This window comes from Sorangium sp. So ce327 (genome assembly GCF_051530205.1).
GTDB lineage: Bacteria > Myxococcota_A > Polyangia > Polyangiales > Polyangiaceae > Sorangium > Sorangium cellulosum_B.
On sequence record NZ_CP150330.1, the window covers coordinates 1,989,403 to 2,014,034 of the forward strand.

General features: G+C 71.6%; 20 protein-coding genes. 12 read left to right on the forward strand and 8 right to left on the reverse strand.

The features are described 5' to 3' along the window. Nucleotides 1–20 precede the first annotated feature (20 nt). A complete protein-coding gene (locus tag WME95_RS07460) occupies nt 21–917 on the reverse strand; it encodes a hypothetical protein (RefSeq protein WP_437550460.1) in 897 nt (298 codons plus the stop codon). 250 nt (nt 918–1,167) lie between these two features. Here WME95_RS07460 and WME95_RS07465 point away from each other — a divergent pair, with 250 nt between their 5' ends. Together WME95_RS07465 and WME95_RS07470 are read left to right on the forward strand one after the other, a co-directional pair. Beyond that, nucleotides 1,168–2,247, forward strand: a complete 1,080-nt coding sequence (locus WME95_RS07465) for a glycosyltransferase family 4 protein (RefSeq protein ID WP_437907727.1) — start codon at nt 1,168–1,170, stop codon at nt 2,245–2,247. Between the two features lie 14 nt (nt 2,248–2,261). Beyond that, nucleotides 2,262–3,455 (forward strand): glycosyltransferase family 4 protein, encoded by a 1,194-nt coding sequence (locus tag WME95_RS07470; RefSeq protein ID WP_437907728.1) that lies wholly within the window; start codon nt 2,262–2,264, stop codon nt 3,453–3,455. A gap of 123 nt (nt 3,456–3,578) precedes the next feature. Here the strand turns inward: WME95_RS07470 and WME95_RS07475 are convergent, their stop codons facing one another. Next, complete coding sequence (locus WME95_RS07475; RefSeq protein ID WP_437550466.1) at nt 3,579–4,712, reverse strand: hypothetical protein; 1,134 nt, start codon at nt 4,710–4,712, stop codon at nt 3,579–3,581. Nucleotides 4,713–5,331: 619 nt separating this feature from the next. On the opposite strand from WME95_RS07475, the gene WME95_RS07480 reads away from it, so the two are divergent. Both WME95_RS07480 and glgX read left to right on the forward strand, forming a co-directional pair. Beyond that, complete coding sequence (locus tag WME95_RS07480; protein WP_437716242.1) at nt 5,332–5,583, forward strand: hypothetical protein; 252 nt, start codon at nt 5,332–5,334, stop codon at nt 5,581–5,583. A gap of 88 nt (nt 5,584–5,671) precedes the next feature. Further along, nucleotides 5,672–7,801, forward strand: coding sequence for a glycogen debranching protein GlgX (gene glgX / locus WME95_RS07485; RefSeq protein WP_437907729.1), 2,130 nt, complete (start codon nt 5,672–5,674; stop codon nt 7,799–7,801). A gap of 9 nt (nt 7,802–7,810) precedes the next feature. On the opposite strand, the gene WME95_RS07490 is transcribed toward glgX, so the two are convergent. The 4 genes from WME95_RS07490 to WME95_RS07505 all read right to left on the reverse strand — a co-directional run bounded on the left by WME95_RS07490 (nt 7,811) and on the right by WME95_RS07505 (nt 13,190). Continuing rightward, a complete protein-coding gene (locus WME95_RS07490) occupies nt 7,811–9,130 on the reverse strand; it encodes a GNAT family N-acetyltransferase (protein ID WP_437550472.1) in 1,320 nt (439 codons plus the stop codon). A 5-nt stretch (nt 9,131–9,135) separates the two neighbouring features. Beyond that, nucleotides 9,136–10,023 (reverse strand): serine/threonine-protein kinase, encoded by an 888-nt coding sequence (locus WME95_RS07495; RefSeq protein ID WP_437907730.1) that lies wholly within the window; start codon nt 10,021–10,023, stop codon nt 9,136–9,138. A gap of 73 nt (nt 10,024–10,096) precedes the next feature. Beyond that, the gene (locus WME95_RS07500) at nt 10,097–11,878 is read right to left on the reverse strand and encodes a Rieske 2Fe-2S domain-containing protein (protein ID WP_437907731.1); all 1,782 of its coding nucleotides are present in this window, start codon (nt 11,876–11,878) and stop codon (nt 10,097–10,099) included. A 145-nt stretch (nt 11,879–12,023) separates the two neighbouring features. Further along, the gene (locus WME95_RS07505) at nt 12,024–13,190 is read right to left on the reverse strand and encodes an RtcB family protein (protein ID WP_437907732.1); all 1,167 of its coding nucleotides are present in this window, start codon (nt 13,188–13,190) and stop codon (nt 12,024–12,026) included. 422 nt (nt 13,191–13,612) lie between these two features. Here WME95_RS07505 and WME95_RS07510 point away from each other — a divergent pair, with 422 nt between their 5' ends. Together WME95_RS07510 and WME95_RS07515 are read left to right on the forward strand one after the other, a co-directional pair. Continuing rightward, on the forward strand, nt 13,613–15,310 hold the full coding sequence (locus tag WME95_RS07510) for a D-glucuronyl C5-epimerase family protein (protein ID WP_437907733.1): 1,698 nt from the start codon (nt 13,613–13,615) through the stop codon (nt 15,308–15,310). 32 nt (nt 15,311–15,342) lie between these two features. Continuing rightward, complete coding sequence (locus WME95_RS07515; RefSeq protein ID WP_437907734.1) at nt 15,343–15,732, forward strand: tautomerase family protein; 390 nt, start codon at nt 15,343–15,345, stop codon at nt 15,730–15,732. Between the two features lie 26 nt (nt 15,733–15,758). Here the strand turns inward: WME95_RS07515 and WME95_RS07520 are convergent, their stop codons facing one another. Next, nucleotides 15,759–16,595 (reverse strand): cyclase family protein, encoded by an 837-nt coding sequence (locus WME95_RS07520; RefSeq protein WP_437907735.1) that lies wholly within the window; start codon nt 16,593–16,595, stop codon nt 15,759–15,761. Nucleotides 16,596–16,958: 363 nt separating this feature from the next. Between WME95_RS07520 and WME95_RS07525 the strand changes: the two genes are divergently transcribed. Next, nucleotides 16,959–17,972, forward strand: coding sequence for a hypothetical protein (locus WME95_RS07525; RefSeq protein WP_437907736.1), 1,014 nt, complete (start codon nt 16,959–16,961; stop codon nt 17,970–17,972). Nucleotides 17,973–18,118: 146 nt separating this feature from the next. On the opposite strand, the gene WME95_RS07530 is transcribed toward WME95_RS07525, so the two are convergent. Further along, nucleotides 18,119–18,763 carry a TetR/AcrR family transcriptional regulator C-terminal domain-containing protein gene (locus WME95_RS07530; RefSeq protein WP_437907737.1) on the reverse strand — a complete coding sequence of 215 codons (645 nt, stop codon included), beginning with the start codon at nt 18,761–18,763 and terminating at the stop codon, nt 18,119–18,121. Here WME95_RS07530 and WME95_RS07535 point away from each other — a divergent pair. The 5 genes from WME95_RS07535 to WME95_RS07555 all read left to right on the forward strand — a co-directional run bounded on the left by WME95_RS07535 (nt 18,758) and on the right by WME95_RS07555 (nt 24,330). After that, a complete protein-coding gene (locus WME95_RS07535) occupies nt 18,758–20,122 on the forward strand; it encodes an FAD-dependent monooxygenase (RefSeq protein WP_437907738.1) in 1,365 nt (454 codons plus the stop codon). The genes WME95_RS07530 and WME95_RS07535 overlap by 6 nt on opposite strands. Before the next feature lie 290 nt (nt 20,123–20,412). Next, nucleotides 20,413–20,955 carry a hypothetical protein gene (locus WME95_RS07540; RefSeq protein ID WP_437907739.1) on the forward strand — a complete coding sequence of 181 codons (543 nt, stop codon included), beginning with the start codon at nt 20,413–20,415 and terminating at the stop codon, nt 20,953–20,955. Beyond that, nucleotides 20,952–21,911, forward strand: coding sequence for a phosphotransferase (locus tag WME95_RS07545; RefSeq protein WP_437907740.1), 960 nt, complete (start codon nt 20,952–20,954; stop codon nt 21,909–21,911). Before WME95_RS07540 ends, WME95_RS07545 begins: the two co-directional genes overlap by 4 nt. A 368-nt stretch (nt 21,912–22,279) precedes the next feature. After that, nucleotides 22,280–23,308 (forward strand): hypothetical protein, encoded by a 1,029-nt coding sequence (locus WME95_RS07550; protein WP_437907741.1) that lies wholly within the window; start codon nt 22,280–22,282, stop codon nt 23,306–23,308. 125 nt (nt 23,309–23,433) lie between these two features. Further along, entirely contained in the window at nt 23,434–24,330 is an 897-nt protein-coding gene (locus tag WME95_RS07555) for an STAS domain-containing protein (protein ID WP_437907742.1), read from the forward strand. Nucleotides 24,331–24,632 lie beyond the last annotated feature (302 nt).

A 24,632-nucleotide genomic window follows, 5' to 3' on the forward strand; every position in this document is an offset into this window, starting at 1 on the left:
GCCGCGTCGCGCCGCGCGCCTCACGCCCCGCCGTCGCCGGAGAGCGCGAGCCCGAACCACCGGTTCACGAGGTCATGGTGCTCGTCGAGGCGATCGCGGTAGCGGGGGGTGCCCTCGAGCGCGGCTCGCTCGAAATCGATCCAGTACAGGGCGCCCGTCTTCTCGCCGATGAGCACGTTGCCGAGCTTGACGTCGAGCGGCGCGACGCCGCGCGCGTTCATCGCCCGGACGATCTCCTCGATCCGGCCGCGGTAGGCCGCGCCGCCGCCGCTCGCGAACGCCTCGATCTCCCGCCGGTCGCGGTCTGGATCGAACAGCTGCCCGAGCGGCGCGAGGTCGATGTCGAGCACCTTCTCCCCGCGCTCGGCGACCTGATGTTGCAGCGTCCGTCCGCGCACGTAGTCGAGGTAAAGGGTGCGCGTGGCGAGGCTGAGATCGCGAATCCTGGGGACGCTGGGGAGGTCGCGCAGGCGGAAGAGCGCGGCTGCTTCGTTGTAGAAGAAGAGACCGAGCAGGGCGAAGAGGTGCGCCTGGAGCGGCGCGTTCTGCGGCTGTCCGACGAAGCGCTTGCGGACGCAGACGTAGCCGCCGCGCAGCACGATGTGCAGCCGGTAACGCAGGCGCGGCATCTTCTGGCTCCGCCGGTTGAAGAAGGCGACGTCGGCCGGGTGGACCGCGAAGGCGAAGCCGTCCTGATCGAGCTCCGCGAGCACCCTGTCCCCCGGGCCAAGCTCGGCGACCGATGGGATGTCGCTCGGGGTCACGGCGTCGGGCACGGGGAGCGGGTTCTCTGCGAGCCGGCGCGCGAGGAGCGCTTTGACCGTCTCGAGCCGCACGGCGAGCAGCCTCGTCGCGGCGTCCATGCCGGGCACGCGGCGCATGCCTTCGTCAAGGGCGCGCCGAAGCTCAGGGTTCATGCCCGTCTAGTAGCCGCTTCCGTTCGGCAAATCAAAAGGTGAGGTGACGGCGAGGCGAGGTGGTACGCTGATCCAGCGACCTTGGGCGCGTGCGTCGGCGAGCGGCGACGCGCGCCAACGAGCGTGGACGAACGTGGACGCGCGCCAGACGCCACGACCGCCGGCGCTTCGGGTGGGCGTTTGGCAGCGCGGGTGATGCTGGGTGCGGTTTGCGCTTCAACAGGGGACCCGATTCGGGTAGCAAGCCTTCATGGGGAATTCGTCGCTGCGGATCGTCCATGTCGTGAGCAGCCTCAACGGCGGTGGTATGGAGCATTTCGTGCTGCGCCTCGCCGAGGCGCAGCGGCGCCACGGCCACGACGCCTCCATCGTCGCGCTGCGCGGCGGGCCGCTCGCGGAGCTGGCGCGGCAGCGGGCGCTGCCGACCACGGTGCTGGGGGGGCGCCTCCCCACGCGGCTCGCGCAGGCGGCCCTCTCCTTCGCGCGCTCCCGCCCGCACGTCGTCCACGCGCACAACCCCACTGCGCTCCATTACGCCACGATCGGAAAGCTCCTTACGCGCGCGCGGCTCGTCTTCACCGATCATGCCCAGACGCGCGGGATCATCCGCGTTCCGTCGCGCTTCGAGTGGCGTGAAACGGACGCTGTCGTCGGCTGCTCGCAGGACACGGCCGACAAGAGCGGCGCGGTCGGCGTGGCCAGCAACATCTCTGTCATCCACAACGGGATCGACATCACCCCGGCCAAGCGGACGCGCGACGAGGTGCGCGCCGAGCTCGGCTTCGGCCCGGACGTGTTCCTCGGCATCATGCCCGCCGCGTTCCACCCGGTGAAGGCGCACGACGTGCTGCTGCGGGCGCTCGCGCGGCTCCGGGAGCGGGGCGTCGCGGTCGCGGTGCTCGTCGTCGGCGACGGCGACGAGCGCGATCGCATCCATGGGCTCGCGAGGGAGCTCGGGGTCCACGGCGCCGAGGCGCGCTTCCTCGGCTTCCGCAAGGACGTGCCCGATCTGCTCGTCGCCGCCGATTTCTTCACGCTGCCCTCGCGCGACGAGGGGCTGCCGCTCGCCGTCCTCGAGGCCATGGCGCGCAGCCTGCCTGTCGTGGTGACGCCGGTCGGCGGGGTCCCGGAGGTGGTGCGGCACGAGGAGCACGGCCTGATCGTCCCGGTGGACGGGCACGACGCGCTCGCGGACGCGATCGAGCGGCTCGCGAGCGATCCGGCGCTGAGGCGGCGGCTCGGCGAGGCGGGGCACGCGCGGGTGCGCGACGACTTCTCGTTCGAGAAGATGACGCGCAAATACGAGCAACTCTATTTCCGCCTCACGTGACAGGCGAGCGCGCGATGAAGATACTCGTCTTCACCCATCATTACCCTTCCACGCGGCTGCCGACGATGGCGCCGTACAGCTATCACACGTACAGGGCGCTCGCGCGCCGCTGCGAGCTCCGGCTGGTGGCCCCGATCCCGTGGTGGACGCGCGCGCGGGGGGCGTCGGGGGAGCTCTTCGGCGGCACGCGCGAGGCGCACACCGGCATCGACGCGCTGTTCCCCACGTACTGGTCGGTCCCGGGGCTGCCGAGCCTGCACGCGCGGGCGCTCCGCGCATCGCTCGGGCGCACGATGGCGGGGCTGCGGCGCGAGTTTCCGTACGACGCGATCCTGGCCGCGTGGGCTTATCCCGATACCGTCGCCGCGGAGGCGTTCGCGCGGGAGGCGGGCGTGCCGGTCGTCACGACGGTGCTCGGCAGCGACATCAACGAGCAGCCGAGGAACGCCGCGCTGCGGGCGCAGATCGCGCCGGCGCTCCAGCGCTGCGCCCGGGTGGTCGCGGTGAGCGGGGCGCTCGGGGAGCGCCTGGTGGAGCTCGGGGTGCCGCGGGAGCGCGTCGTGGTGCAGCTCAACGCGGTCGACGGCGCGCGGTTCGCGATCCGGGATCGGGCCGAGCCGCGGCGGCGCTTCGGCGTCCCTGCGGACGCGAAGGTGGTGCTGTACGCCGGTTATCACGTGCCCGAGAAGGGCGTGGACGTCCTCGTGGAGGCGATGGCGCACCTCGACCGGGCGGGCCGCCGCGACATTCACCTGATGATGGTGGGCGGTGGCGAGCTGCTCGAGCCGCTGCGCGCGAAGGTGAGCGCGCTCGGCCTGGGCGATCGCGTGCGGCTGTTCGGCTGGGCGCTGCCCGTGGAGATCCCGGACTACATGGCCGCGTGCGACGTGTTCTGCCTGCCGAGCCGCCGCGAGGGCTGCCCGAACGTCGTCCTGGAGGCGCTCGCCTCGGGCCGCCCCGTCGTCGGGACCCGGGTCGGCGGAGTGCCGGAGCTCGTGCGTGAAGGGAACGGGGGCAATGGCCTCCTCGTCCCCCCCGGCGATCCCGGGGCGCTCGGGGCCGCGCTGGCGCGAGCGCTGGATACGGCGTGGGAGCCGGAGGCGCTGCGGGGCAGCGTGGGGGCGCTGTCATGGGACGTCGTGGGGGAGCGCTATCACGCGCTCCTGAAAGAGGTCCTCGGCGAGCACCGCAGTCGCAGACCGGGCTGATTCAACGGGGGAATTGAACAGGGAGGCGGGGAGACGGGGAGTATTCGAAAATTTCCCTCCCCGTCTCCCCGCCTCCCTGTGAATTTTCCGAAGAACTTGAGGGGAGGCCTCAGGGATGAACGGTCAGCTCGCGCAGGGCGGCGGCTTCAGGCGGTGATCCCTGTAGTCACCGGGATTGCCTGTCTTCCCCTCGAGCGCGGCGATCGCGATATTGTACATCTCCCGCGCGGTCACGTAGTGGAGCACCCACTCCTTGCCATCGTTGTAACGGGTGGTGAGCTCCCGGTGCAGCTCGTGGCCCCCGGCGCCGAGCAGCGACGCCGCCTGGTCCTCGGGGGCGCCGTGCGTGTAGACCTTCACGAACACCCACTCGGGCCTCCCCTCGATATGGATGTTCTGATCCACCCACGTCTTCACCCGGTCCGGCGTCGGCGGATCGACCGCCTGGAGCGCGCCGTACTCCATCCGCATCCGCACCCGGCTTCCCCGGCGCGTCAGCGCGAGCGCGAGCGGGCCCTCGATCATCAGGATCCGGTCCTCCAGCACCTCGCCGACCTTGGCTCGCGCGCCCACGGCGTGGGCGCTCCGGCGCGCCAGGTTGCCCGTCGGCCAGTAGATCTGGTTCACGATGGAGTGCTGCGACTCGTCGGGGGCCGACGGGAACGTGTAGTCAGCATAGCAGCCCGTCTCGAAGAGGAGCGGGAGCTCCGCGTCGACTCCGCAGTTCCGCGAGTCCCGCCCGGAGTTCGCCAGACACCAGTTGCCGTGGATGAACCCGTAACGCATGCGCCCGTCCGGGTCGCGCGAGAAATGCCCGTGCTTCCCCAGGATGTCCAGGTACCTGAGGATGTCCGCGCGCAGGTTCTCCTCCGTGTCGTTGTGGTGGTGCAGGTGCAGCTCCACCTCGCCGAAGCCGCGGCGCGTGAGGTCCGCCAGCGCGTCGAGCCACCCGGGCGTGTACTGCTCCCCCGGAAAGAAGAAGCTGTGACGCGGATGGTGGCCGTCCGCGTCGCGGTACGCGCCAGCCATCTCGGGATACCCCTTCGACCACGCCCTCACCCGCGCGTCGCCGACCTCCGGTGTGGCGTTCTCCCACCCTGGCTCCCAGTGATCGCAGACCGCGAAGAGCAGGTGCCGCGGGCCGAGCGGGCGCGGAGCACGGGCGTTCTCGATCCTCTGCCGGGCGTAGCCGCCGAGCCAGTTGTGAAGGTTCTTGTTCTTGAGATACTGGATCTTCGCCTGGAGTGTTCCGATCATGAGCTCTCTCGACCGCGACGCGTTGGACCGGCGGCCGCCGCGGCGGGACGGATACTAACCTGGCCCCCCCGGGCGTAGCCATAGCCGCCTCGGGGCCGCGCAGCGATCAAGATCTCCTCGCGGTCTCACGCGACGCCGCGCGGAGCGCCGCCCACCTGCCTCCCGGACGGCGCGCGTGACAAGGCGGGCGTCGTGATCGTGCTCGCCACGCTCGTCCCCCGCGAGGCGCGCGCGACGCCGTCCTCGCCCCGCAAGCAGCGAGCGCACGCGGCCCGGCTCGCCCGCCCTCGGCACGGGGGGCGCAGAGGCCATGGAAGCTCGAGCACACCCCAGCAGAGCCCGAACGGCCGTCCCGAACAGCCACCGTGCAGCGACCCCTTACGGCATACATCGTGTTTTCAATTTTTGCGCCTGGCTGTTCGGTGCGCCGCCTTGCTTTGCCGAGCGACGGTCCCTGTGAGGGGGACAAATCGCCCCACCTGTGGCGGTTTGTGCCGCCCAGTTTGTCGGCGGACCACCTACCGTTGTGTCTGCGGTGAGCATCCGCACGGGAGCCGCGTTGGCACGACGCCTGCTCTGGGGGGTGCGGACCGTAGCCATCACCGACAAGGAGCCAGGCATGATGTCAACCGCGATGACACTGAGCGAAGAGATGGTCTCCCTCCCGCGGAGGGCCTCCGTCGAGTCACCAGCTTCGATGGCCGAGGCGTGCGAGCTAGCCCGGCGGCTCGTGGACATGATCGAGCGCCTCAGGATGTGCACTCCGGAGGGCGATCAGGCCCAGGCGCTCCGCATCGCGGAGGGGATGGCACGGAGCGTCGCGGATGTCGTCACCGACGCCATGGGCAGTCGGCGCGCTCACGTCGCCTAGCCGCTAGCCGCGCGAGCACGCCGGCCGGGGCGATGAGGCCCGAAGGGGGCGCCGCGCCCCGGCCGTGGATCGGCAAATCGAGACCAGCATGAGCTACAAGCGCAAAGGAATGCGCCCCGGGGATCCGTACCCCCTCGGCGCGACATGGGACGGCGCTGGAACGCAGTTCGCCCTCTTCTCGGAGAACGCCGAGGCGGTGGACCTGTGCCTCGTCGACGACGAGGGGAACGAGCAACGCCTGCCGGTCCGTCACCGCACCTCCCTCGTCTGGCACGTCTACGTGCCGGAGGTCGGGCCGGGGCAGAAATACGCGTATCGCGTGCACGGCCCGTGGGCGCCGGAGCGGGGGTTGCGCTTCAACCCGCGGGTGCGCCTGCTCGATCCGTACGCGAAGGCGCTCGCCTCGCGGGTCCAGTGGGATGCGGGCGCGTTCGCCCACCGGAGCGGTGAGCCCGACGGCGACCTCGCCATGGCCGAGGGGGAGGCGCTCGGCGCCCCGCTCGGCGTCGTCATCGACCCGTCCTTCGACTGGGGCGGAGACCGGCGCCCCTACGTGCCGTTCCACCGCAGCGTCATCTACGAGGCGCACGTCCGCGGCATGACGATGCAGCACCCGGAGATCCCGGAGGAGCTCCGCGGGACCTACCTTGGCATCGCCCACCCGGCCATGATCGGATACCTAAGGGTTCTCGGCATCACGGCCATCGAGCTCCTGCCCGTGCACGCCTTCGTGCACGAGAAATTCCTGCTCGACAAGGGGCTCCGGAACTACTGGGGATACCACTCGATAGGCTTCTTCGCGCCGGACGTCGGGTACCGCGCCGGCGCCGAGGTGGCGTCGGAGGTGCGGCAGTTCAAGGAGATGGTGAAGGCGCTCCACGCCGCCGGCATCGAGGTCATCCTCGATGTCGTCTACAACCACACGGCGGAGGGCAACCACCTGGGCCCGACGCTGAGCCTGCGCGGCATCGACAACCCGACCTACTACCGCCTCGTCCCTGGCAACGAGCGCTATTATTTCGACTACACGGGCACGGGGAACACCCTCAACGTGCGTCACCCGCAGACGCTCCAGCTGATCATGGACTCCTTGCGGTACTGGGTCCTCGAGATGCACGTGGACGGGTTCCGCTTCGACCTCGCGGCGGCGCTGGCGCGCGGCCTCCACGACGTCGACCAGCTCTCGAGCTTCTTCACGATCATCCACCAGGACCCGGTGCTCAGCCAGGTGAAGCTCATCGCCGAGCCCTGGGACGTGGGCCCCGGCGGCTACCAGGTGGGCAATTTTCCGGTGCGCTGGGCGGAGTGGAACGGTCGCTATCGAGACACGCTGCGCGACTTCTGGCGCGGCTCGGGCGGCATCGCCTCGGATCTCGGGTTCCGGCTCACGGGGAGCAGCGATCTCTACGAGAACAGCGGGCGAAAGCCGTACACGAGCATCAACTTCGTCACGGCCCACGACGGCTTCACCCTGGCGGATCTCGTCTCGTACAACGAAAAGCACAACGAGGCGAACGGGGAGGGGGGCTGCGACGGCGCCGACGACAACCGCTCGTGGAACTGCGGCGCCGAGGGGCCGACCGACGACCCCGAGATCCTGAAGCTGCGGGCGCGGCAGGCGCGGAACATCATGGCGTCGCTCCTGTTCTCGCAGGGGACTCCGATGCTCCTCCACGGGGACGAGCGGGGGCGCACGCAGGCGGGGAACAACAACGGATACTGCCAGGACAGCCCGCTCACGTGGCAGCCGTGGGGCTGGGACGAGCCGTCGCGGGCGATGCTGGAGTTCACGCGCAAATGCCTCCGCATCCGGCACGAGCACCCGGCGCTCAGGCGCTCGATCTTCTTCAAGGGGCGCCCGATCCGCGGCGGCAAGACCTACGATATCCAGTGGTATCGCCCGGACGGGGAGCTCATGACCGACGAGGACTGGTCGAACCCGTTCACGCAGTGCCTCGGCGTGTTCCTGTCGGGGGAGGGGCTCGACGACGTGGACGAGGAGGGCGATCGGCTGATCGACGACGACTTCGTCCTGCTGCTCAACGCGTCGCCGTGCGACCTGAGCTTCCTCCTCCCCTTCTCCGATGATCCCAGGCCGTGGCAGCTCCTCGTGGACACCCAGGACGACGCCGCCGTCGAGACGCGGAGAGGCGGCGAAGAGACGGCGCTGGCGTCGCGCTCGCTCAAGCTCTTCCTCCGCGGTCGGCGCGGCGCCTGAGCGGGGCGCTCAGAAGGCGTTGAAGGCGCCGAGGAAGAGCGGGGGGCCGGCGAAGGCGGCGTCGAGGAGGGCGGCCGCCTTGGCGCTGCCCACCACGAAGCCCTGGCTCAGGAGATCGCGCGCCGAGGAGGCGCCGAAATAGATCTGCGTGAGCCGCTCGATGGAGAGCGAGAGGCGATCGCCCGCGGTGCTGCCGGGGGCCGTCTGGACGCCGCGCGCCGCGAAGGTGACGTCGAAGGCGCGCGGCGCGTCCGTGAACACCGGGTCCTCGACGTCGACGCCGATGGCGCCGCGGACGCCGTGCTTCCGCGGCGACGGGTGAAGCGCGAGCGCGGCGGCGACGTCGACGATGCGCCCCATCGCGCCCGCCGCCGTCAGGCCGAGGACGCTGCGGCGCTGCGCGGTGTGCGCGGGCGGGCACAGGCCGGGGTGCCGGGCCGCCGTCTCGTACACGATCGGCTCGTCGCGGACGCCGGGCTCGTCGAGCAGCGGCGCGCCCTGGCCGCGCGGGAGCGCCAGCTCCACGACCTCGTACTGATCGCCGAGCGCGCCGAGGAAGCCGATGAGCCCGCGGTACGCGCCCGGCGTCGGCGCGTGGAGCTCGCGGACGAGCAGCTGCTGGGCGCCGTAGGCGCCGCCCTCCGGGACGTCGAAGAACAGGTAGCCGGCGATCGCCTTGGAGCCCGGATCCACGTAGACGGCGCCGCTCGGAGAGCGCTTGAAGACGCGCACGTCCCACCAGTAGTCGCTCCGCTTCAGCTGCCCCGTCGTCTCGGCCCGCGCGACGTCGTAGGCCTGCTTGATGAGCGGCTCGTCCCGCGGGCGGGAGAAGGCCCGCACGTGGCGGCGCAGCACCGAGTCCGGGAGCCGATCGGGGGAGGTGCGCACGACGTCCCGGAGCTCGCAGACGCCGAAGCCGAACCGCCGGTAGAACGAGAGCCGGAAAGGGTGGAGCAGCGTGAGCGCCTCGCCCCGGCGGCGCATGCGGCGGAGGCTCTCGCGGACGAGCCGATCCGCGATGCCCCGGCGGCGGAACTCCGGCAGCACCGCCACGGACGAGAGGCCCTGGAACGGCACGTCCGCGCCCGCGAAGCTCATCGTCAGGTCGAGCGAGGCGACGTACCCGACGAGCTGGCCGTCGGTCTCCGCGACGATCACGTTGTCGAGGGCGAGGTGCGCGTGCTCGGTGAAATACCGCAGCCACGCCTCTGGATCACCCGCCTGGAACGCGCGGTAGGCGACCGTCGCGAGGGTGCCCTCCTCGCCCTTGCGGGCGCTGCGAAACACGAGCTCATGGTTGGAACGGCTCGGGGTGCGGGTGCGCGCCATGCCGGTCAATCTACCCTGGGAAGCGCGCTCCCTGGGCCCGGCGGCCCGGCGGCGGCCCGGCGAAGCGCTTCGGACATCTCCTCGGCCGATCCGAAGCGGCCGGACGGCTCACGGGCAAGCGCCTTGACGAACCACGCGTCGAGGGCGGGCGTGATCTCGGCGCAACGCTGGCTCGGAGGCGAGAAGGTGCCGAGCCGGATGGCGCCGAGGAGGGCCTCGATCCCCTTCTGCTCGAACGGCGGCGCGCCGGTGAGCGCGTGGTACGCCATAATGCCGACGGACCAGAGATCCGAGCGGCCGTCGACCAGCTTCGGGTTGAAGAACTGCTCCGGGCTCATATAAACGAGGCTGCCGACCACCGCGCCCGTGTTCGTCAGCGTGGTCCCATCCGGGTCGACATCCCCCCTGGCCACCCCGAAATCGAGCAGCTTGACGCAGGTGCCTCCGCCGGTGTCGGCGAGGAAGACGTGCTCTGGCGTGATGTCCCGGTGAATGACGCCGAGCTTGTGCGCCGCGGTGAGCCCCGTGCAGAGCTGCGAGACGAGCGCGAGCGTCTCCTCCAGGGGGAGGCGCCCGGCGCGCGCTAGCCGGTCCGACAGCTCCTCGCCCCGCAGCAGCTCCATCACGATGTACGAGAGGCCGTTGGCGGCGACGCCGTGCTCGTACACCTCGGCCACGTGAGGGCTCTTGATCCTCACCATGAGCGCGCCTTCGCGGTGGAACCGGGCGACCGCGGTCGCGTCGGTCGCGAGCGACGCAGAGATGAACTTGACGGCGACCTCCTTGCCGAGCCCGAGGTGATGCGCCGTCCAGATGCTGCCGACGCCTCCCATCCGGAGGAGGGTGTCGAGCGTCAGGTGCGGCGCTACATGGGATCCAGGCTCAAGCCGCATAGACAGTCAGTATGAATGATGCTCGCACCAGTGCACGTCTCTCTGGTCTCTGTCGACCGGGCGGGCGGCCGGCTCAATACAGCCCATCGGGTGGTCGCCCATCGGACATGAACTTCTTGGCCACAGCCGCGATCCGGCGCGCGGAGAGCTCCCGCCGGACGGGGACGACGTGGGTGAGCAGCGCCGCGAGGTACGCGCCGTCGGGCTGAGGATCGGACGACTCGAGCCGCTCCAGCGCCTCGAGCGTCTTGACGGCGTGCGCCGTGAAGATGGGCCTCACCGCGGCGTCGAACGCGGCGAAGGGGGCGAGCTCGGCGAACGCGCGCCGGCGACCCGCGGCGTCGAGCTCCCGCGCGATCGCGAGCGCCGCGCCGACGTCGCGCGCCTCCACCGCCTGGAGCAGCCCGCCGCCTCGCGCGCGGGTAGTAGCCGTAGCGGACGCGTGCGGCGCGGCGGCGTCCGCCTTGCGGAGCTTGCCGACGAAGCCGGCCGCGAGCACCGCGAGCTGCGCGGCCTCGCGCGGGAGGGCCTCGCGCCCGAGCGCCGCCGCCGCCTCCGCGAAGGTGACGGCGTGGGTGACGTCGAGCACCCCGACCTCGGCGTCGAGGCGCGCTTCCCAGGCCGAGTCGAAGCGCGCGAGGCGGACGGCGGCGGCGTGGCCGATCGCGCCGAGCAGCGCGAGCGGCCCGGCGCCGCGCGCGAGCCAGCGCACGGTCGCCTCGACGGCCGGCTGCTCTCCCGCGAGCACCTCGGCCTCGAAGGCGGCGCGCTCCGCGCCCTCGAGCGGCGCGGCGTCCTGGCGCGCGGCCTCTGCGGCGCCGTCGGGGCCGGGCAGGGGCAGATCGGCGAGGCGCGCGAGCGCGGCGCGCGTCGCGGTGAAGGGGGGCAGGCGGGTGTCGGCGGTCGCCCAGGCGAGCTGCACCGTGGAGGCGGCGAGGACCTCGTCGGCGGCGGACGAGAACCGCTCGGCCAGCTCGAGCGCCTTCGAGAGGAAGATGGCGCCGTGCCCGTAGTCGTACAGGTGCTGCGCGACGAAGGGCATGAGCGCGCGGCGCGCGCCGGCGGTGCCGCGGATCTCGACGAGCTCGCGCATCCGCGCCTCGGCCTCGTCGCGGCGCTCCGCCGCGAGCGCCTCGCTCACCTTCGCCGGCTCGTCGAGCTCGAAGTCGGCGATGCGCGCGAGGGGCGAGCGGGCCCCCACCCTGCCGGGGCCCTTGCCGCGGGGGCCCAGCCGGGCCGACGCCTCGCCGATCGCGTGGGCGGCGACCACGAACGCCTCCTCGGCCGGGATCCTGCCGCGCTCGACCCAGGCGCAGAGGTCCGCGAGCAGGGCGAGGCCGTGGTCGAAGCCGTACTCGGCGCGCTCCGCCCCGTCCTTGGCGAGCACCTCGAACGCGAGGTGCAGGCTGCCCAGGCCGGTCTCGCCCCGGTGGAGCCCGAGCGCGCCCAGCCGGAGGCCCTCGCGCAGCGCGCGCGCCGGCTCGTCGCGCAGGATCGCCTCGCGCAGGCCGGCGACGAGGCGCCGCACCTCGGCCGCTGTGTCGACGGCCCGGTTGAGCTGCACGCGCCCGCCGTCGATGCGGGTGGCGTAGCGCCGCACGGGCTCGCCGCCGAACATGCAGGCGCCCGAGGCGAGCTCGAACTTCCAGTTGTGCCACGCGCAGGTCAGCACGCCGTCGCGCAGCGCGCCCTGCGACAGCGGGTAGCCCTGGTGCGGGCAGCGATCGTCGAGCGCGTGGACCTCGCCGCCACGGAGGACGCAGGCGAAGCGCCGCCCCGTGTCGTCCTTGCGCAGCACGGGCGCCTCCGCCGGAAATTCGGAGAGGGGGCCCAGATCGATCCAGTCCGACTTCATGGCTTCTCCGCGCCGCGGCGCGCGCCGCGGTGGGTACGCGGCGCGCGTCGTGAGAGCGACGCGCATCGTAGCCGAGGGCGGGGCGGGGAGGGGCCACGAACGGGGCCGCCGCGAGAAGTTCCCTGTCCGGACCCGCGCCGGCCGCTCACCCCTTCACGCAGAGGACCTGCCGCAGCTCGGCGACGACCTCGACGAGATCGCGCTGGTCTTCCATGACGCGCTCGATCGGCTTGTAGGCGGAGGGGATCTCGTCGAGGACGCCGCCGTCCTTGCGGCACTCGACCCCGGCCGTCTGCGCGGCCAGGTCGTTGACCGTGAAGCGCCGCTTCGCCTCGCCGCGGCTCATCTTGCGCCCCGCGCCATGCGAGGCGCTCTCGAACGCCTCGGGGTTGCCGAGGCCGCGCACGATGTACGAGCGCGTGCCCATCGAGCCGGGGATGATGCCAAGCTCGCCCTTGCCCGCTCGGATCGCGCCCTTGCGCGTGACCAGCACGTCTTCGCCGAAATGACACTCTTCTGCCACGTAGTTGTGATGGCAAGTGATGGCTTCCTGGATCGCGAGCTCGGGGAAGTGCCGGCGGAGCACGCCCTCGGCGAGGTCGAACATGGCCTCGCGGTTCGTCCGCGCGTACCGCTGCGCCCAGAAGAGGTCGTGCCGGTAGGCCTTCATCTCCGGGGTGCCGGCGAGGAACACCGCGAGATCGCGATCGGGCAGGTCGCGGTTGTGGGCGAGCTTCTTCGCCGTGGCGATGTGGATCTCGGCGAGCTCCTTGCCGATGTTGCGAGAGCCGGAGTGGAGCATCAGCCACACGCCGCCGTCCGTGTCGAGGCAGAGCTCGATGAAGTGGTTGCCGCCCCCCAGCGTGCCGAGCTGACATCGCGCCCGCGTGAACAGCCCCTGGACCTTCGGGCTCAGGCTCGCGAACTCGTCCCAGAGCGCGAGGCGCTCGAACCCCGCCGGCGGGGCGTCGTGGGCGGCGAACCCGACGGGGATCGCCCGCTCGAGGTCGCTGCGGATCCGCCGGAGGTCGTCGGGCAGATCGGCCGCGGTGAGGTTCGTGCGGAGCGCGCCCATCCCGCAGCCGATGTCGACGCCGACGGCGGCCGGCGCGACAGCGTCCCGCATCGCGATGACCGAGCCGACGGTCGCGCCCTTGCCGAAGTGGACGTCGGGCATGGCGGCGACGTGGTGGAACACCCAGGGCAGGGCGCTGATGTTCCGCAGCTGCTCCAGCGCGATCTCCTCGACCTCGTCCGGCCGGGTCCACAGCTTGATGTCCACGTTCTTGCCCTTGATCTGCGCGGGTCCCATGCGGGCAGAATAGCGCGGGGCGCGCGCAGGCGAACAGCGAGGGACGCGTGCGGGCGAATCGCGAGGGGCGCGTGCGGGCGAGCGCGAGGCGGGCGGCTACCCCGTTCGGCCTTGCGGGGCCTCTGGGTTCTTGATACGCGTCGAAATCGCTGCTTCCGGGGTCCTTGTTCATGCCGTCTGCTCGCGCGCTCTCCATCGCAACCCTGGCGGCCTTCGCCGCTCTGTCGTGTGGGGTCACGAGCGGCTGTGACGGCTGCAAGCCGAGCGAGGACCCTGCGGCCGGGAAGCCCGCCGCCGCGGCTTCCGCGACGGCCAGCGCCGCGGAAGGTGGGGAAGGTGCGGAACGTGCGGAACGTCGACCACGCGCCCTGCCCGCCGGCGACGACCGCTTCGCGGCCCAGATCGCGGCGAACCTACCCCGGGTGCCCGATCCGGCGATCCAGGCCCCGGAGGGCGGCGGCGCGGGCGCCGAGCTCGACAATGGCACCTTCCGCGATCGCGTCATCGCCTTCGTCCGCCAGGTGGCAGCGGGCGGTGACAAGGTGACGTGTGATCTCGCCCTCTCGTCCAAACGCCCCTTCCGCGCTGTCGTGATGGGCTTTCAGGAGGGGAAGCAGATCGCCCGCGGGGAGGCGTCGGACGCGGGGCTCTGCGTCGCGCTGAAGGACGCCGCGCGCAGGGCCGTGGCCGCGGCGGGCGGCGCGGCGGCGATGACGAGCGCGCTCGCGGGCGCGCGGCTGGTCGTGGAGCTTCCGGATCATCACGAGTCGATGGTGGAGAGCGTCGAGCGCCCGGGGAAGGGCGTCGAGCTCGTCGAGGGGCTCGTGCCGGTGCGCGTCCTCGACAAGCCCCTCCTCGCGCGGCGCATCGAGGAGGGCAAAGGCTATCTCCTGCGCGTCATCGATCCGCGGCACAAGGGGGTTCACAAGTACTACCACGCCCCCGCGGACCGGTTCGAGCGCGAGCTGCATACGATCTACACCGCGTCCACGGCGCTGACGCTGCTGAAGCTGCACGCCTACGAGCCCGACGAGCGCCTGCTGCGGCTGGCGACGGAGGCCGCCGGCTTCATGATGGGCATGCAGAGCCGCGAGGCGCGCGATCGCACCGCCGGCGGCTTCTTTTATGCGTTCGACCTGGAGCGTGAGCGGCCCGAGCGCCGGCTGGTCGTCGGCACGGCGTCGAAGTCGATCTTCACGCTCCTCGAGCTCCACGGCGTCACGAAGGACAAGAGGTACCTCGAGTCCGCCGTGCTCGCGGCCGAGTGGCTGATCTCGATGCAGCGGCCGGACGGCAGCGTGCGCTCGGCCCTGACCGGGCAGGAGGGCGGGGCGTGGAAGGTCCAGGGCAAGGACTCGACGCTCTACACGGGGCAGGTCCTCTCCGCCCTGTCGCGCACCTACCGGGCCACGAACAACAAGAAGTACCTCGACGCCGCGGCCCGGACCGCGGACTACCTGCTCGCCAGGATCGCGGAGAAGGGGTGTTTCCTCGGCGACGATTACAGGAAGCCCAACCCGATCTCGAGCTCGTGGGCGGTCCAGTCGCTCCTCGACTTCGCGAAGGCCGGCGGCGACCAGCGCGCCGAGCAGGCCGTCTTCCGCTGCGCCGACGACCTCGTGAAGCGGCAGTGGCGCAGGCCCGAGGACGCCTACCGCTACGGCCGCTGGCAGCGGTCGCTGTCGAGCAGCGGGAGCGGCTGGCTCGCCGAGGTGATGTCGGAGGTGTACCACCATTGCCGGAAGAAGGGCACGGAGGGCTGCGATCGGTACAAGGACGCGGTGGTCGCCGCGATCCGGTTGCTCTTGCAGTACACCTACGGTCCGGAGAGCTCGTTCGTGGTGAAGAACCCGCAGGCGGCCGCGGGCGGGGTGTTCTGGAGCGTCAGGGATCGTTATGTGCGCACCGACTCGGTGTGCCACGCGATGAACGCGTACCTCAACATGATCGGCGAGCTCGGCGACGGCCCGCTGCTCACGCTGCCCGAGCCGCCCCTCGCCGAGCGGATGGCGCTCGCGGCGGAGGCGCCGGGCGCGGCGGACGCGGGGCTCCCCGAGGACGAGCGCGAGGAGGCCGCCGCGGGGCAGTCCGGGCCGAAGGGCGAGGACGCGGACGACTGAAGCGAATCGACGTTGTTCCAGGAGAACTCCCCATGGCTCAGGTGAAGATCTACGGAATCAAGGAGAAGCTCAATCCGGTGAAGGAGGCCCTGTCGAGGGTGATCCACGCCTGCGTCATGGAGGCGCTGCAGATGCCGCAGGACAAGCGGGCGCATCGCTTCTTCCCGATGGAGCGCGAGGACATGCTGGCGCCGGGCGGGCGCACCGACGCCTATACGATCATCGAGATCTCGCTGATCACCGGGCGCAGCGTCGAGACGAAGAAGAAGCTCGTGCGGCTCCTGTTCGACAAGATCCGGGACGAGGTCGGGATCGACCACCAGGACATCGAGATCTGTATCTCGGAGTCGCCCGCCCACGACTGGGGGTTTCGCGGGATGCACGGCGACGAGGTCAAGCTGAACTACAAGATCAACCTCTAGGTCCGGCGCCGGCGCGGCTCCGGCGGTCAGCGCGGCAGCACGGCGACGATGCGCAGCGGCCCGCCGGAGCCGGCGCGAATCTTCATCGGGAGCGCGATGACGAGCGCGCCTCGCAGGGGCAGCGACTCGAGCGAGGCGACGTTCTCGAACGCCGGGATATCCGCCCCGAGCAGCGCCCGATGCGCCATGAAGCTCCTCGATGGGCCGTGGTCGATGCTCGCCGTGTCGATGCCCACCGCCCCCACGTTCCGCTCGATGAGCGCCCGCGCGGCGTCCTCGCCGATACCCGGAAAATGCAGCGCCTCGGCGTGGCCAGGCCGATCGTCGCCGAGGTAACGCTTCTTGTCAGGCCAGCGCGCGCCCCAGCCCGTCCGGATCATCACGATGGTGCGCGGCTCGATGGCGCCGTGCGCCCGCTCGAACGCCTCGATGTCCGCCAGGGTCACGAGGTAGTCGCTGTCCCTGCCCGCGGCGGCCGACACGTCCACCACCACCGCGGAGCCCACGAGGCGGGAGAGGGGCACGGCGTCCGCGGTCGATTTGCCCTCGGCGAAGTGGATGGGCGCGTCGAGGTGCGTGCCGCCATGCTCGGGCGCGCAGAGCGTGTACGCCGAGTAGAAGTAGCCGCCCTCGGTCTTGCCGTGGTGCACCGTGCCGTGGGTGAAGCCTGTCGTCGCCGTGGGCCAGTAAATGGTCTTGTCGTCGAAGGGATAGGTCAGGTCGACGAGCCGCGCGCCCTCGGGCAGGCGGATGTCGCGCGCGCCCGCGCCTCCAGGGGTGTTGCCCCGCGCTCCCGCCTGCTCCGCCGCGCAGCCCGCCGAGAGCGCGGCGAGCACGAGTATCGTCGTGATCAACGTTCGCATCGAGCCCCTCCTGGACGGCCATGCGACCGGCCGCCGGAGATGATTCTGCCACCGGCCTCGGGCCCGGGGCATCGATCCTGACATCGCGCGCGGGAGAGCAACGCGGGCAGGAGCGGAGGGAACGACGAGGACAGGAGCGCGGCGAGCGGCAGGCGGGGGAAGCGGCCTGTCCAGTTCCGCTTCCGACGAACGTTCCGTGGGCCGGTTGCTCGAACACGATCTTGGCCGGAGCCCCGCAGCTCGTGCGGCCGCCACCCGCTCCCGCCATGGCGCCGCCACCTGCCTGACGCCACGCCACACCCTGAATTCCCCTGATTTCGGCCGTATATGCCCCTGGTACGCGCGCTGCCATGGACACCGCGCATGGGAGACGCCGACATCACCTTGCGCCACCTCGCCCGAAGGCACCCGGAGGACCTGGTGCGCGCCCTCGTCCCGGAGGGCCATTCCGTCGAGGTCCTCGGCTGGGTCGACAGCCAGGTCACGAACATCGAGCGTCGCGTCGACAAGGCCATTCGCTTGCGGATCGACGGCGAGCCGCGCGTGCTGCACGTCGAGTTCTGCTTCGCGCTCCGCGACGACGTTCCGGATCGCCTCTTCGAGTACCTCGGCTTCCTCTTCGCCGCGCTCCGCCTCGATGCCCACGGGGAGGCGGTGCCGCCGATCGAGAGCGTCGCCGTGGTCCTGTCGGGCCGCAGGCGGCGACTGCCGACGACGGGCAAACGCTGCATCGCGTGGCCGGGGCGGCCGTTCAGCGGCGCGCACTTCCGCATCGACGCCGTCTACCAGCGCACGGTCTCCGAGCTGCGGGCGCGCGGCAGCGTGCTCTGGCTGGTGTTCGCGCCTCTCGCCCGGAACGCGACCCCGGCGGCGCTGAGGCAGATCGTCGCGGAGATCCATGCGGGGGCGGCCACCGCCGAGGAGCGGGCCGAGCTGTACACGGCGCTCCTGGTGATGGCCACTATCGATCCCTGGGGGCATAATCTGCTGAAGGAGCTCGTCATGATGGTGGAGGACAAGGAAGAGGGGCTGCTCCGGCGCACGCCGATCATCGGGGAGATGATCATCGAGGCCGAGCGACGCGGCGAGGAGCGGGGGGAGAGACGCGGTGAGGAGCGGGGGGAGAGACGCGGCGAGGAACGGGGCGAGCGACGCGGCGAGGAGCGTGGCGAGGAGCGAGGCAAGCAGCAGGCGATCGCGGAGCTGCTCGGTCGGCTCTTCGCCCGGCGGCTCGGGCGGCGACCGACGGCCGAAGAAGAGCGCTCGATCATCGAGCGAGCCCGCGCCATCGGTCCGGGCGAGGTCGAGGATGCCTTGCTCGATCTGGAGGCCGACGCGCTGGTGCGCTGGCTCGCGGAGCCGCTCCGCACGTCGTGAGCTCCGCGGGAGGACGGTCCTCCGCGCGCGTGATCGCAGCGATTCGATCCAGGTAGGCGCAGCCGCCGGACAGCAGCGGCAGCGGCGCGGTCCAGGTCGGGAGCGACCGTCGACCCGAGCGGCCCGGCCATCCGCGCCGGCGGCGGTCAGCCGCTCCGGCGGGGCGCCCGCTTCTTGGCTCCGGCGTGCGGCGGGCTCCTGGACTCCCTCGGTCGCGGCGCCCCTTCGAGCTCCGCTTCAAGTCCCTTGAGAAGTAGCTCCAGTCCATACCGGAACCGCGCGTCCGTGTCGGTGCTCAGGAGGTGCGGGAGCGCCGCCGCGAGGTGCGGGTAAGCTCCTCGCTCCACCGCCTCGCGGAAGAGCGCTGGATCGGCCTTGCCGGGGTCCGCTCCCGGGCGGACCACCAGGGCCTGCTCCTCGAGGGTGAAGCCGATCACGTAGTACACGATCGACCAGCACCCCCACGCCGCGGCGCGCGGCGAGAGACCGGCGTCGCTCAGCGCGCCGAGCAGCACCTCCGAGACCCGCAGCGTGTTGTCCTGCGCGACGTAGGTCCCCGCGAACACCCGCGCCCCATCGCGGTGCGCGAGGAGCGCCCCGCGGAGCCGCTCGGCCATGTCCGCCGCGCGCTCCATCCCCGAGAGCGCTGCCGGCGCGCTCTCCGCGCAGCCCGCCAGCATGGCCTCCGCCATCGCGTCGAGCAGCTCCTCCTTGTTCTTGATGTGCCAGTAGAGCGTCGCCGCCTGGACATCCAGCTCCTGCCCGAGCAATCGCGCGCGCTCACGGTGCACCCGAGGACCCTGGAGATCCTCGATCAGCGCGGGATCGTGGACCGCTTCCAGCGCCGGGGCGTGCCGGTGCCTGCAGGGCATTTCGCCTGGCTCGACACGCCGCTCGATTTCTCGCGCCTCGACACGCGGCACCCGCACACGCTGTGGCTGGCCCAGGCCCAGACAGAGGCGCTTTTGGAGGAGCGGGCCCGCGAGCTGGGCGTCGAGATCCAGCGCGGTCATTCGGTCGTCGAGGTCGCGGAGAGGGAAGGCGAGGTCGCGCTGCGGGTCGAAGGCCCCGCGGGGCAGGCCGAGGAGCGCGCGCGTTACGTGGTGGGGTGCGACGGGGCGAGGAGCGTCGTACGACGGTCGATCGGCGTCGGGTTTCCGGGCACGGAGACGACGGTGACGGCCATCCTGGGCGACGTGGAGCTCGACGAGCCCCCGGCCAGGCCGTTGAGGCACACGTGCTCGCGCGGCTCCGTTCTGGCGGCCCCGCTTCCGCCCGGCGATCACGAGGGCGTCTATCGCTTCGTCGTGTTCGATCCGCAAAGGGTGCACGTGAGCACGTCCGAGCCGGTCACGCTCGAGGAGCTGCAGAGCGGCGTCGCGCGGATCGTCGGAAGGGACTTCCGGATGCGCAATCCACGGTGGCTGTCGCGCTTCGGCAATGCGACGCGGGTCGCCGAGCAGTACCGGCGCGGGCGGGTCCTCCTCGCGGGCGACGCGGCGCACATCCACTTTCCCGCCGGCGGCCAGGGGCTCAACGTCGGGCTGCAAGACGCGATGAACCTCGGCTGGAAGCTCGCGGCCGAGGTGAACGGCTGGGCGCCGCCCCACCTCCTGGACAGCTATCATGCCGAGCGCCACCCCGTGGGCGTGGCCCTGGGGCGCAACACGGAGGTTCAGACCAAGCTCGGCGACTTCTCGGAAGCGGGGCTTTCGCTCCGCCAGATGATGAGCGAGCTGCTCGCCATGGATCCCGTCAATCGGCGGATCTCCGAGATGATCAGCGCGCTCGACGTCGCGTATCCGACCGGCGGGGCAGCGGAGGCGCACCCCTGGGTCGGCAGGCGGGCGCCCGATCGCGCGCTGGTGACGGACTCCGGCGCTTCGCGGCTGTACGAGCTGCTCCACACGGCCCGGTTCGTCCTGCTCGACCTCGCCGGCGCGGTCGATCTCCGGGAGGCAGGCGCGGCGTGGGGCGATCGCGTCGAGGTCGTCCGCGCGACGGCCGCCCCCGAGAGCGATCTCGCCGCCGTCGATGCGGTCCTCGTGAGGCCGGACGGGCACGTCGCGTGGGCGAGCGACGCCGCCCGACGGGCGACGCGCCTCGCCGATCTGAGGAGCGCGCTCGCGTCCTGGTGCGGGCCCGCGTGAGGCCGCCAGGGTGCGCTCCCACCTTCGGCTCGGAAGAGGTGGAGAGGGCGGAGCGCCGACGCCCGTTCGGCCGTTTGCGCGTTCAGCGCCCGCGCGCTCCTGGGTTCGTCCTGGCGCGCCCCGACGCGAAGCGCTAGCGTCTGGCCAGGGTGCGCAGGGGCGCCCTCCCCGCCGGAAAGAAGCCTTTCACCCTGCGACGCGACGACCGCGAGTCAACTCGCACCGTCATGACCACGTCGACATCCTCGGGCCGAGGGAGCGGGTAGCGGCCGATTCGAGAGGAGACGTCCATGATGGATCCCGTTCGCGAGCTGAAGACCCGCGCCGAGCTCTTGCACAAGCAGCTCGCGTCGAACGACGCCAGGGCGCTCTTGCGCCTGCGCGCGCTGCCCGAGCTCGGGCGCGCCGACGAGGCCGCGCTCGCCGCGGCCGCTGCTGGCATCCGCCGGAAGCACTGCCTGGCGGTGGTCGCGCGCGAGTGCGGCTTCTCGAGCTGGGAGCGCGCGCGCCTCGCCCTCGCGGGAGAGCCCGGCGCGCCCGAGCTCGGGACGCTGCTCTACGGCCGGGATGGCGGCGTGCTGCACCACTGGTTCGCGACCTACGAGGAGGCGCGCGCCCACGTCGAGGCGCTGCCGGAGGCGTCGCGCGGCTACCTCCTCGCGTACAAACACCACTTCTTCGTCGCCGATCGCGCGTTCGTAGCGTCGCTCGGGCTCGATCCCGACGACCCGGACTGGAAGGCGATCGGGTGGGACTGGGCACGGCCTGCCAATCTCGCCGCGCGGAGCCGCCTCTACGCAAAGCGGCTCGCCTCGACGCGGGGGGGGGCATGAGCGCCCCGGAGCTGCACCCGGACCTCACCGCCGCGCTCGAGGCAACGTTTCCGGGGCGCCCGGTCGAGGACGTGACCTCGCTCTCCGGCGGGTTCTCCGGCGCCGCGGTGATCGCGTTCGTCGTCGACGGCGCGCCGTACGTCGCGAAGCGCTTCGCGCTCGATCCGAGCGATCCGGAGCGCGCCGCGCGCGAGAGCGCGTGCATGCGCATCGCGTCCGAGCGCGGCGTCGCGCCGCGCCTGCACCACGCGGACGCGCGGACGGGCGTGACGATCATGGACCATATCGCGGGGACACAGCTCCGCCCGACGCGCGATCCGGCGCAGATCGAGCGGGTCGCGACGGCGTTGCGACGGCTCCACGACGGTCCGCCGTTCCCGCGCAGCCCGTCGCGCATGGACTTCCTGCGCTCCCTCGACGCGCAGTGCGCCGCGGTCTCGGGCGCTGGCCTGCCAGCCGAGCTCGTGCGCACGGTCGTGGAGTTCGAGCGTGTGAGCGCGCCGCACGCGCACGCCGCCGCGTGTCATCGCGACCTCAACCCGAACAACGTGCTCGTGACGGCCGAGCGCGTGTACTTCGTCGACTGGACCCACGCGGGCGCAGGAGATCCGTTCATCGATCTCGCGCAGCTCGGTGTCTTTGCGTGCCCGCGGCCCGAGCAGCGCGAGGCGCTGCTCGACGCGTACCTCGGGAGGCCAGCGAACGACGGCGAGCGCGCGCGGGCGGGCCTTGCGCGCGCCATCGCCCTCGCCTTCTACGCCGCGAGCTTCTTCTTCGGGGCAGCGCGCCTCGGCGGGCCGCCTCCTGAAGACGACGCGTCCCGCCCGCTCGCGGAGGTCCTCGCCGCGTTTGGCGCCGCGCCGGAGCGAACGCACCCCGGCGTCGTCGCCGCCGCCCTCCTGCGCGAGATGCGACAGGAAGCCCGGGCGCTCGACGTCCTGCGCGGCTGGCCATGACGTCACGCTGAAGGCATGGGTCGCGGACCCCGACACGGATCGCGGCCCACCTCGGTGCTTCGCAGCGAGCTCCGCGGCCCGCGGTGACGCTGCCAGTCGCGCCGCGACCCGGCGGCTGCGCAGCACGACAGCAGTCCACTCACGGAGACGCGGAGTCCCCTCGTGGGGACTCCTTGCCTTCTCCTCGGGTGAAGCGGGATCGAACGGCCATGGATCGAGGTGCGCGCCACAGGCGTTCTGGCGTCGAAGGAGCAATGACGCTCCTCCGTTCACCGAGACCAGGGGCGCAGCGAGGCGAGGTCCATCGGGCGGCGGCGCGTGGGATTGCGATGATTGCGCCCGGTGCATCGCGCGGATAGCGTGGGTGCATGAGGAGCTGGGAGCAGCAAGTCCAGGCCGCGGCCGCGACGCTCGGCCTCGACGCGCGGGGCGGCGAAGCGAAGGGCCTCGTCGCGGGGCGCCGCGTCTCCGTGGAGCTCAGCGACACACAAGATCGTCCGTACGCCCTCGTCCATGGCTGGCTCCGGCCACCCCTCGATCTGGGCCTCGAGATGGAGCGCAGGCAGACGACCCTGGGCTTCGTGAACGCGGTCATGACCGGCAGCGACGACCTCGACAGCGAGTTCTCGATCGCTGCGGATGATCCCTCCCGGACAGGGGATCTCTTCACCGTGGCGCTCCGCGAGCACCTCGTCGCGCTGCACCGCGCGTCCTACGAGCTCCGCATCCACGACGGCGGCTGCACGCTCTCCGAGCCGTACGGCTCCACCGATGAGGCGTGGATCGTGCGCGCCGCCCACAGCGCCGCGCAGACCGTCGAGCTCCTCGACGATGCGCGCGTCGGCCTCCGCGCCGCCGCGTCGCTCGTCGCGCACGCCGAGGCGCTCCGCGCGCTCGCCTCGGCGCGCGGCCTCGCCTTCGCGAGCGTGCCGCTCTCGATCACGGGCCGGATCGAGGGCGGCCCGATCGAGGTCGGCTCGGCGCGCGCGGCGCGCGGCCGCCACCGGATCACCGCGCGCGCGAGCTTCGAGACCGAGCTCGGCCTTGGCCTCGCCGTCCGGCGCGAACGACTCCTCGACGGCCTCGTCACGATGCTGGGCGGGCAGGACATCGTCGTTGATGACGAGGCGTTCGACCGCCGCTTCCACGTGCGTGTGGATCCGCGGCAGACCGACCGCACCCCCGCGCTGCTCGACCCCGGCGCCCGTGTGGCCCTCCTCGCCCTCGACGAGCGTGCTGGCCCGGTGATCATCGACGATCGCGGCGTGACCTTGGGACCGATCGCCCCCTCGATCGCGCCGGACACGATGGTGTGGGCCATCGACACGCTCGACGAGGTGCGCGCAAGGATCGAGCGCAATCTCCTGCGTGGCCCCGGGGGCGGGCCCTACCGCTAGCGATGGGCGGGTCGCGGCGCACGCTGCGATCGTGTCCCGCTCGCTCGGTGGCGAACGCCTTCGCCGGGCGAGCGCCATGCACCGCGCTTCTTTGATATACAGGCCAGGACGGAACCGAGGTGCGGATGAACGGTGATGCCGATTACATGGCTGTCGTCGCGGAGAACCAGCAGCTGAAGCAGCGCATCCGCGAGCTGGAGGAGGCCGAGGAGGCGCGGGATCGCCTCCAGGCGGAGCTGCGCCAGAGCGAGGAGCATGCGCGCGTCTTTGTCACCTACAGCCCGGCTGCTGTGGCCATGTTCGACAAGGACATGCGCTACATCCTGGCCAGTCACCGCTGGCGGGAAGATTTCGGCATGAAGGAGAAGGACATCATCGGCCGATGTCATTACGATCTCTTCCCCGAGATCCCCGAGCACTGGAGGGAGATCCACCGGCGCTGCATCGCAGGGGCCTCGGAATCGAATGATGAAGAGCCCTTCGCGCGGGCCGACGGGAGCGTCGACTGGGTGCGCTGGAAGATCTTTCCCTGGTACAAGTCGACCGGCGAGATCGGCGGGATCATGCTGTTCACCGAGGTGATCACCGACCGGAAGCGGCTCGAGGATACGCTCCGGTTGCAGGCGAAGACGCTCCTGGAGCTGTCGACGCCCATCGTGCCCATCAGCCAGGGCGTCCTCGTGCTGCCGCTCGTGGGCGTGCTGGACGCGGCGCGGGCGCAGCAGATGATGGAGAACCTGCTGAGCAAGGTGGTCGAGCGGCAGGCGCGGGTGGCGATCATCGACGTCACCGGCGTGCCGCACATCGACGCGGCCTCGGCGAGCGCCCTCCTGCAGGTGGCGAGGGCGGTCCGGCTGCTCGGGGCGCAGGTCGTCCTGACGGGCATCCGGCCGGAGGTGTCCCACGCCATCGTCAGCCTCGACATCGATCTCGCCGGCGTCGTGACCCGCCGCGACCTGCAGAGCGCGATCTCGTTCGCGACCGGGATGAGCCTGGCGCCCGCGTCGCCGTCCCGGCCTTGACGCACCTTGCCCGGGGGCTGCTGCTGGAGCAGCACCCGCGCAGCACGCGCCTGCTGCTCCAGCAGCAAGGGCTTATCCGATATAACGGATCCGTGTCTTTTGAAGCGGACGTAAGGCTGGTACGCCGCATGCAGAATGCAGAACGCAACCCGCAGCGGCGCAACGAGCGTCGAGCTGCTTTCCTGACAGAGTGCGCGGCGTGCGCCGCGTGCGGCTGAGTTTCCTTCGTCGCCGGGAGGCGTCGGGGCCTTCGAGCCCTCTCTGAGCTCTCCCCCGGGACGGCGCGCTGGAGCGTGCGGGCG

What these genes read in the sequence shown, in the direction of transcription:
- WME95_RS07460 (WP_437550460.1), bottom strand. Translation starts at nt 917, where the DNA reads ATGAACCCTGAGCTTCGGCGCGCCCTTGACGAAGGCATGCGCCGCGTG.
- WME95_RS07465 (WP_437907727.1), top strand. Translation starts at nt 1,168, where the DNA reads ATGGGGAATTCGTCGCTGCGGATCGTCCATGTCGTGAGCAGCCTCAAC.
- WME95_RS07470 (WP_437907728.1), top strand. Translation starts at nt 2,262, where the DNA reads ATGAAGATACTCGTCTTCACCCATCATTACCCTTCCACGCGGCTGCCG.
- WME95_RS07475 (WP_437550466.1), bottom strand. Translation starts at nt 4,712, where the DNA reads ATGATCGGAACACTCCAGGCGAAGATCCAGTATCTCAAGAACAAGAAC.
- WME95_RS07480 (WP_437716242.1), top strand. Translation starts at nt 5,332, where the DNA reads ATGATGTCAACCGCGATGACACTGAGCGAAGAGATGGTCTCCCTCCCG.
- glgX (WP_437907729.1), top strand. Translation starts at nt 5,672, where the DNA reads ATGAGCTACAAGCGCAAAGGAATGCGCCCCGGGGATCCGTACCCCCTC.
- WME95_RS07490 (WP_437550472.1), bottom strand. Translation starts at nt 9,130, where the DNA reads ATGGCGCGCACCCGCACCCCGAGCCGTTCCAACCATGAGCTCGTGTTT.
- WME95_RS07495 (WP_437907730.1), bottom strand. Translation starts at nt 10,023, where the DNA reads ATGCGGCTTGAGCCTGGATCCCATGTAGCGCCGCACCTGACGCTCGAC.
- WME95_RS07500 (WP_437907731.1), bottom strand. Translation starts at nt 11,878, where the DNA reads ATGAAGTCGGACTGGATCGATCTGGGCCCCCTCTCCGAATTTCCGGCG.
- WME95_RS07505 (WP_437907732.1), bottom strand. Translation starts at nt 13,190, where the DNA reads ATGGGACCCGCGCAGATCAAGGGCAAGAACGTGGACATCAAGCTGTGG.
- WME95_RS07515 (WP_437907734.1), top strand. Translation starts at nt 15,343, where the DNA reads ATGGCTCAGGTGAAGATCTACGGAATCAAGGAGAAGCTCAATCCGGTG.
- WME95_RS07520 (WP_437907735.1), bottom strand. Translation starts at nt 16,595, where the DNA reads ATGCGAACGTTGATCACGACGATACTCGTGCTCGCCGCGCTCTCGGCG.
- WME95_RS07525 (WP_437907736.1), top strand. Translation starts at nt 16,959, where the DNA reads ATGGGAGACGCCGACATCACCTTGCGCCACCTCGCCCGAAGGCACCCG.
- WME95_RS07540 (WP_437907739.1), top strand. Translation starts at nt 20,413, where the DNA reads ATGATGGATCCCGTTCGCGAGCTGAAGACCCGCGCCGAGCTCTTGCAC.
- WME95_RS07545 (WP_437907740.1), top strand. Translation starts at nt 20,952, where the DNA reads ATGAGCGCCCCGGAGCTGCACCCGGACCTCACCGCCGCGCTCGAGGCA.
- WME95_RS07550 (WP_437907741.1), top strand. Translation starts at nt 22,280, where the DNA reads ATGAGGAGCTGGGAGCAGCAAGTCCAGGCCGCGGCCGCGACGCTCGGC.
- WME95_RS07555 (WP_437907742.1), top strand. Translation starts at nt 23,434, where the DNA reads ATGAACGGTGATGCCGATTACATGGCTGTCGTCGCGGAGAACCAGCAG.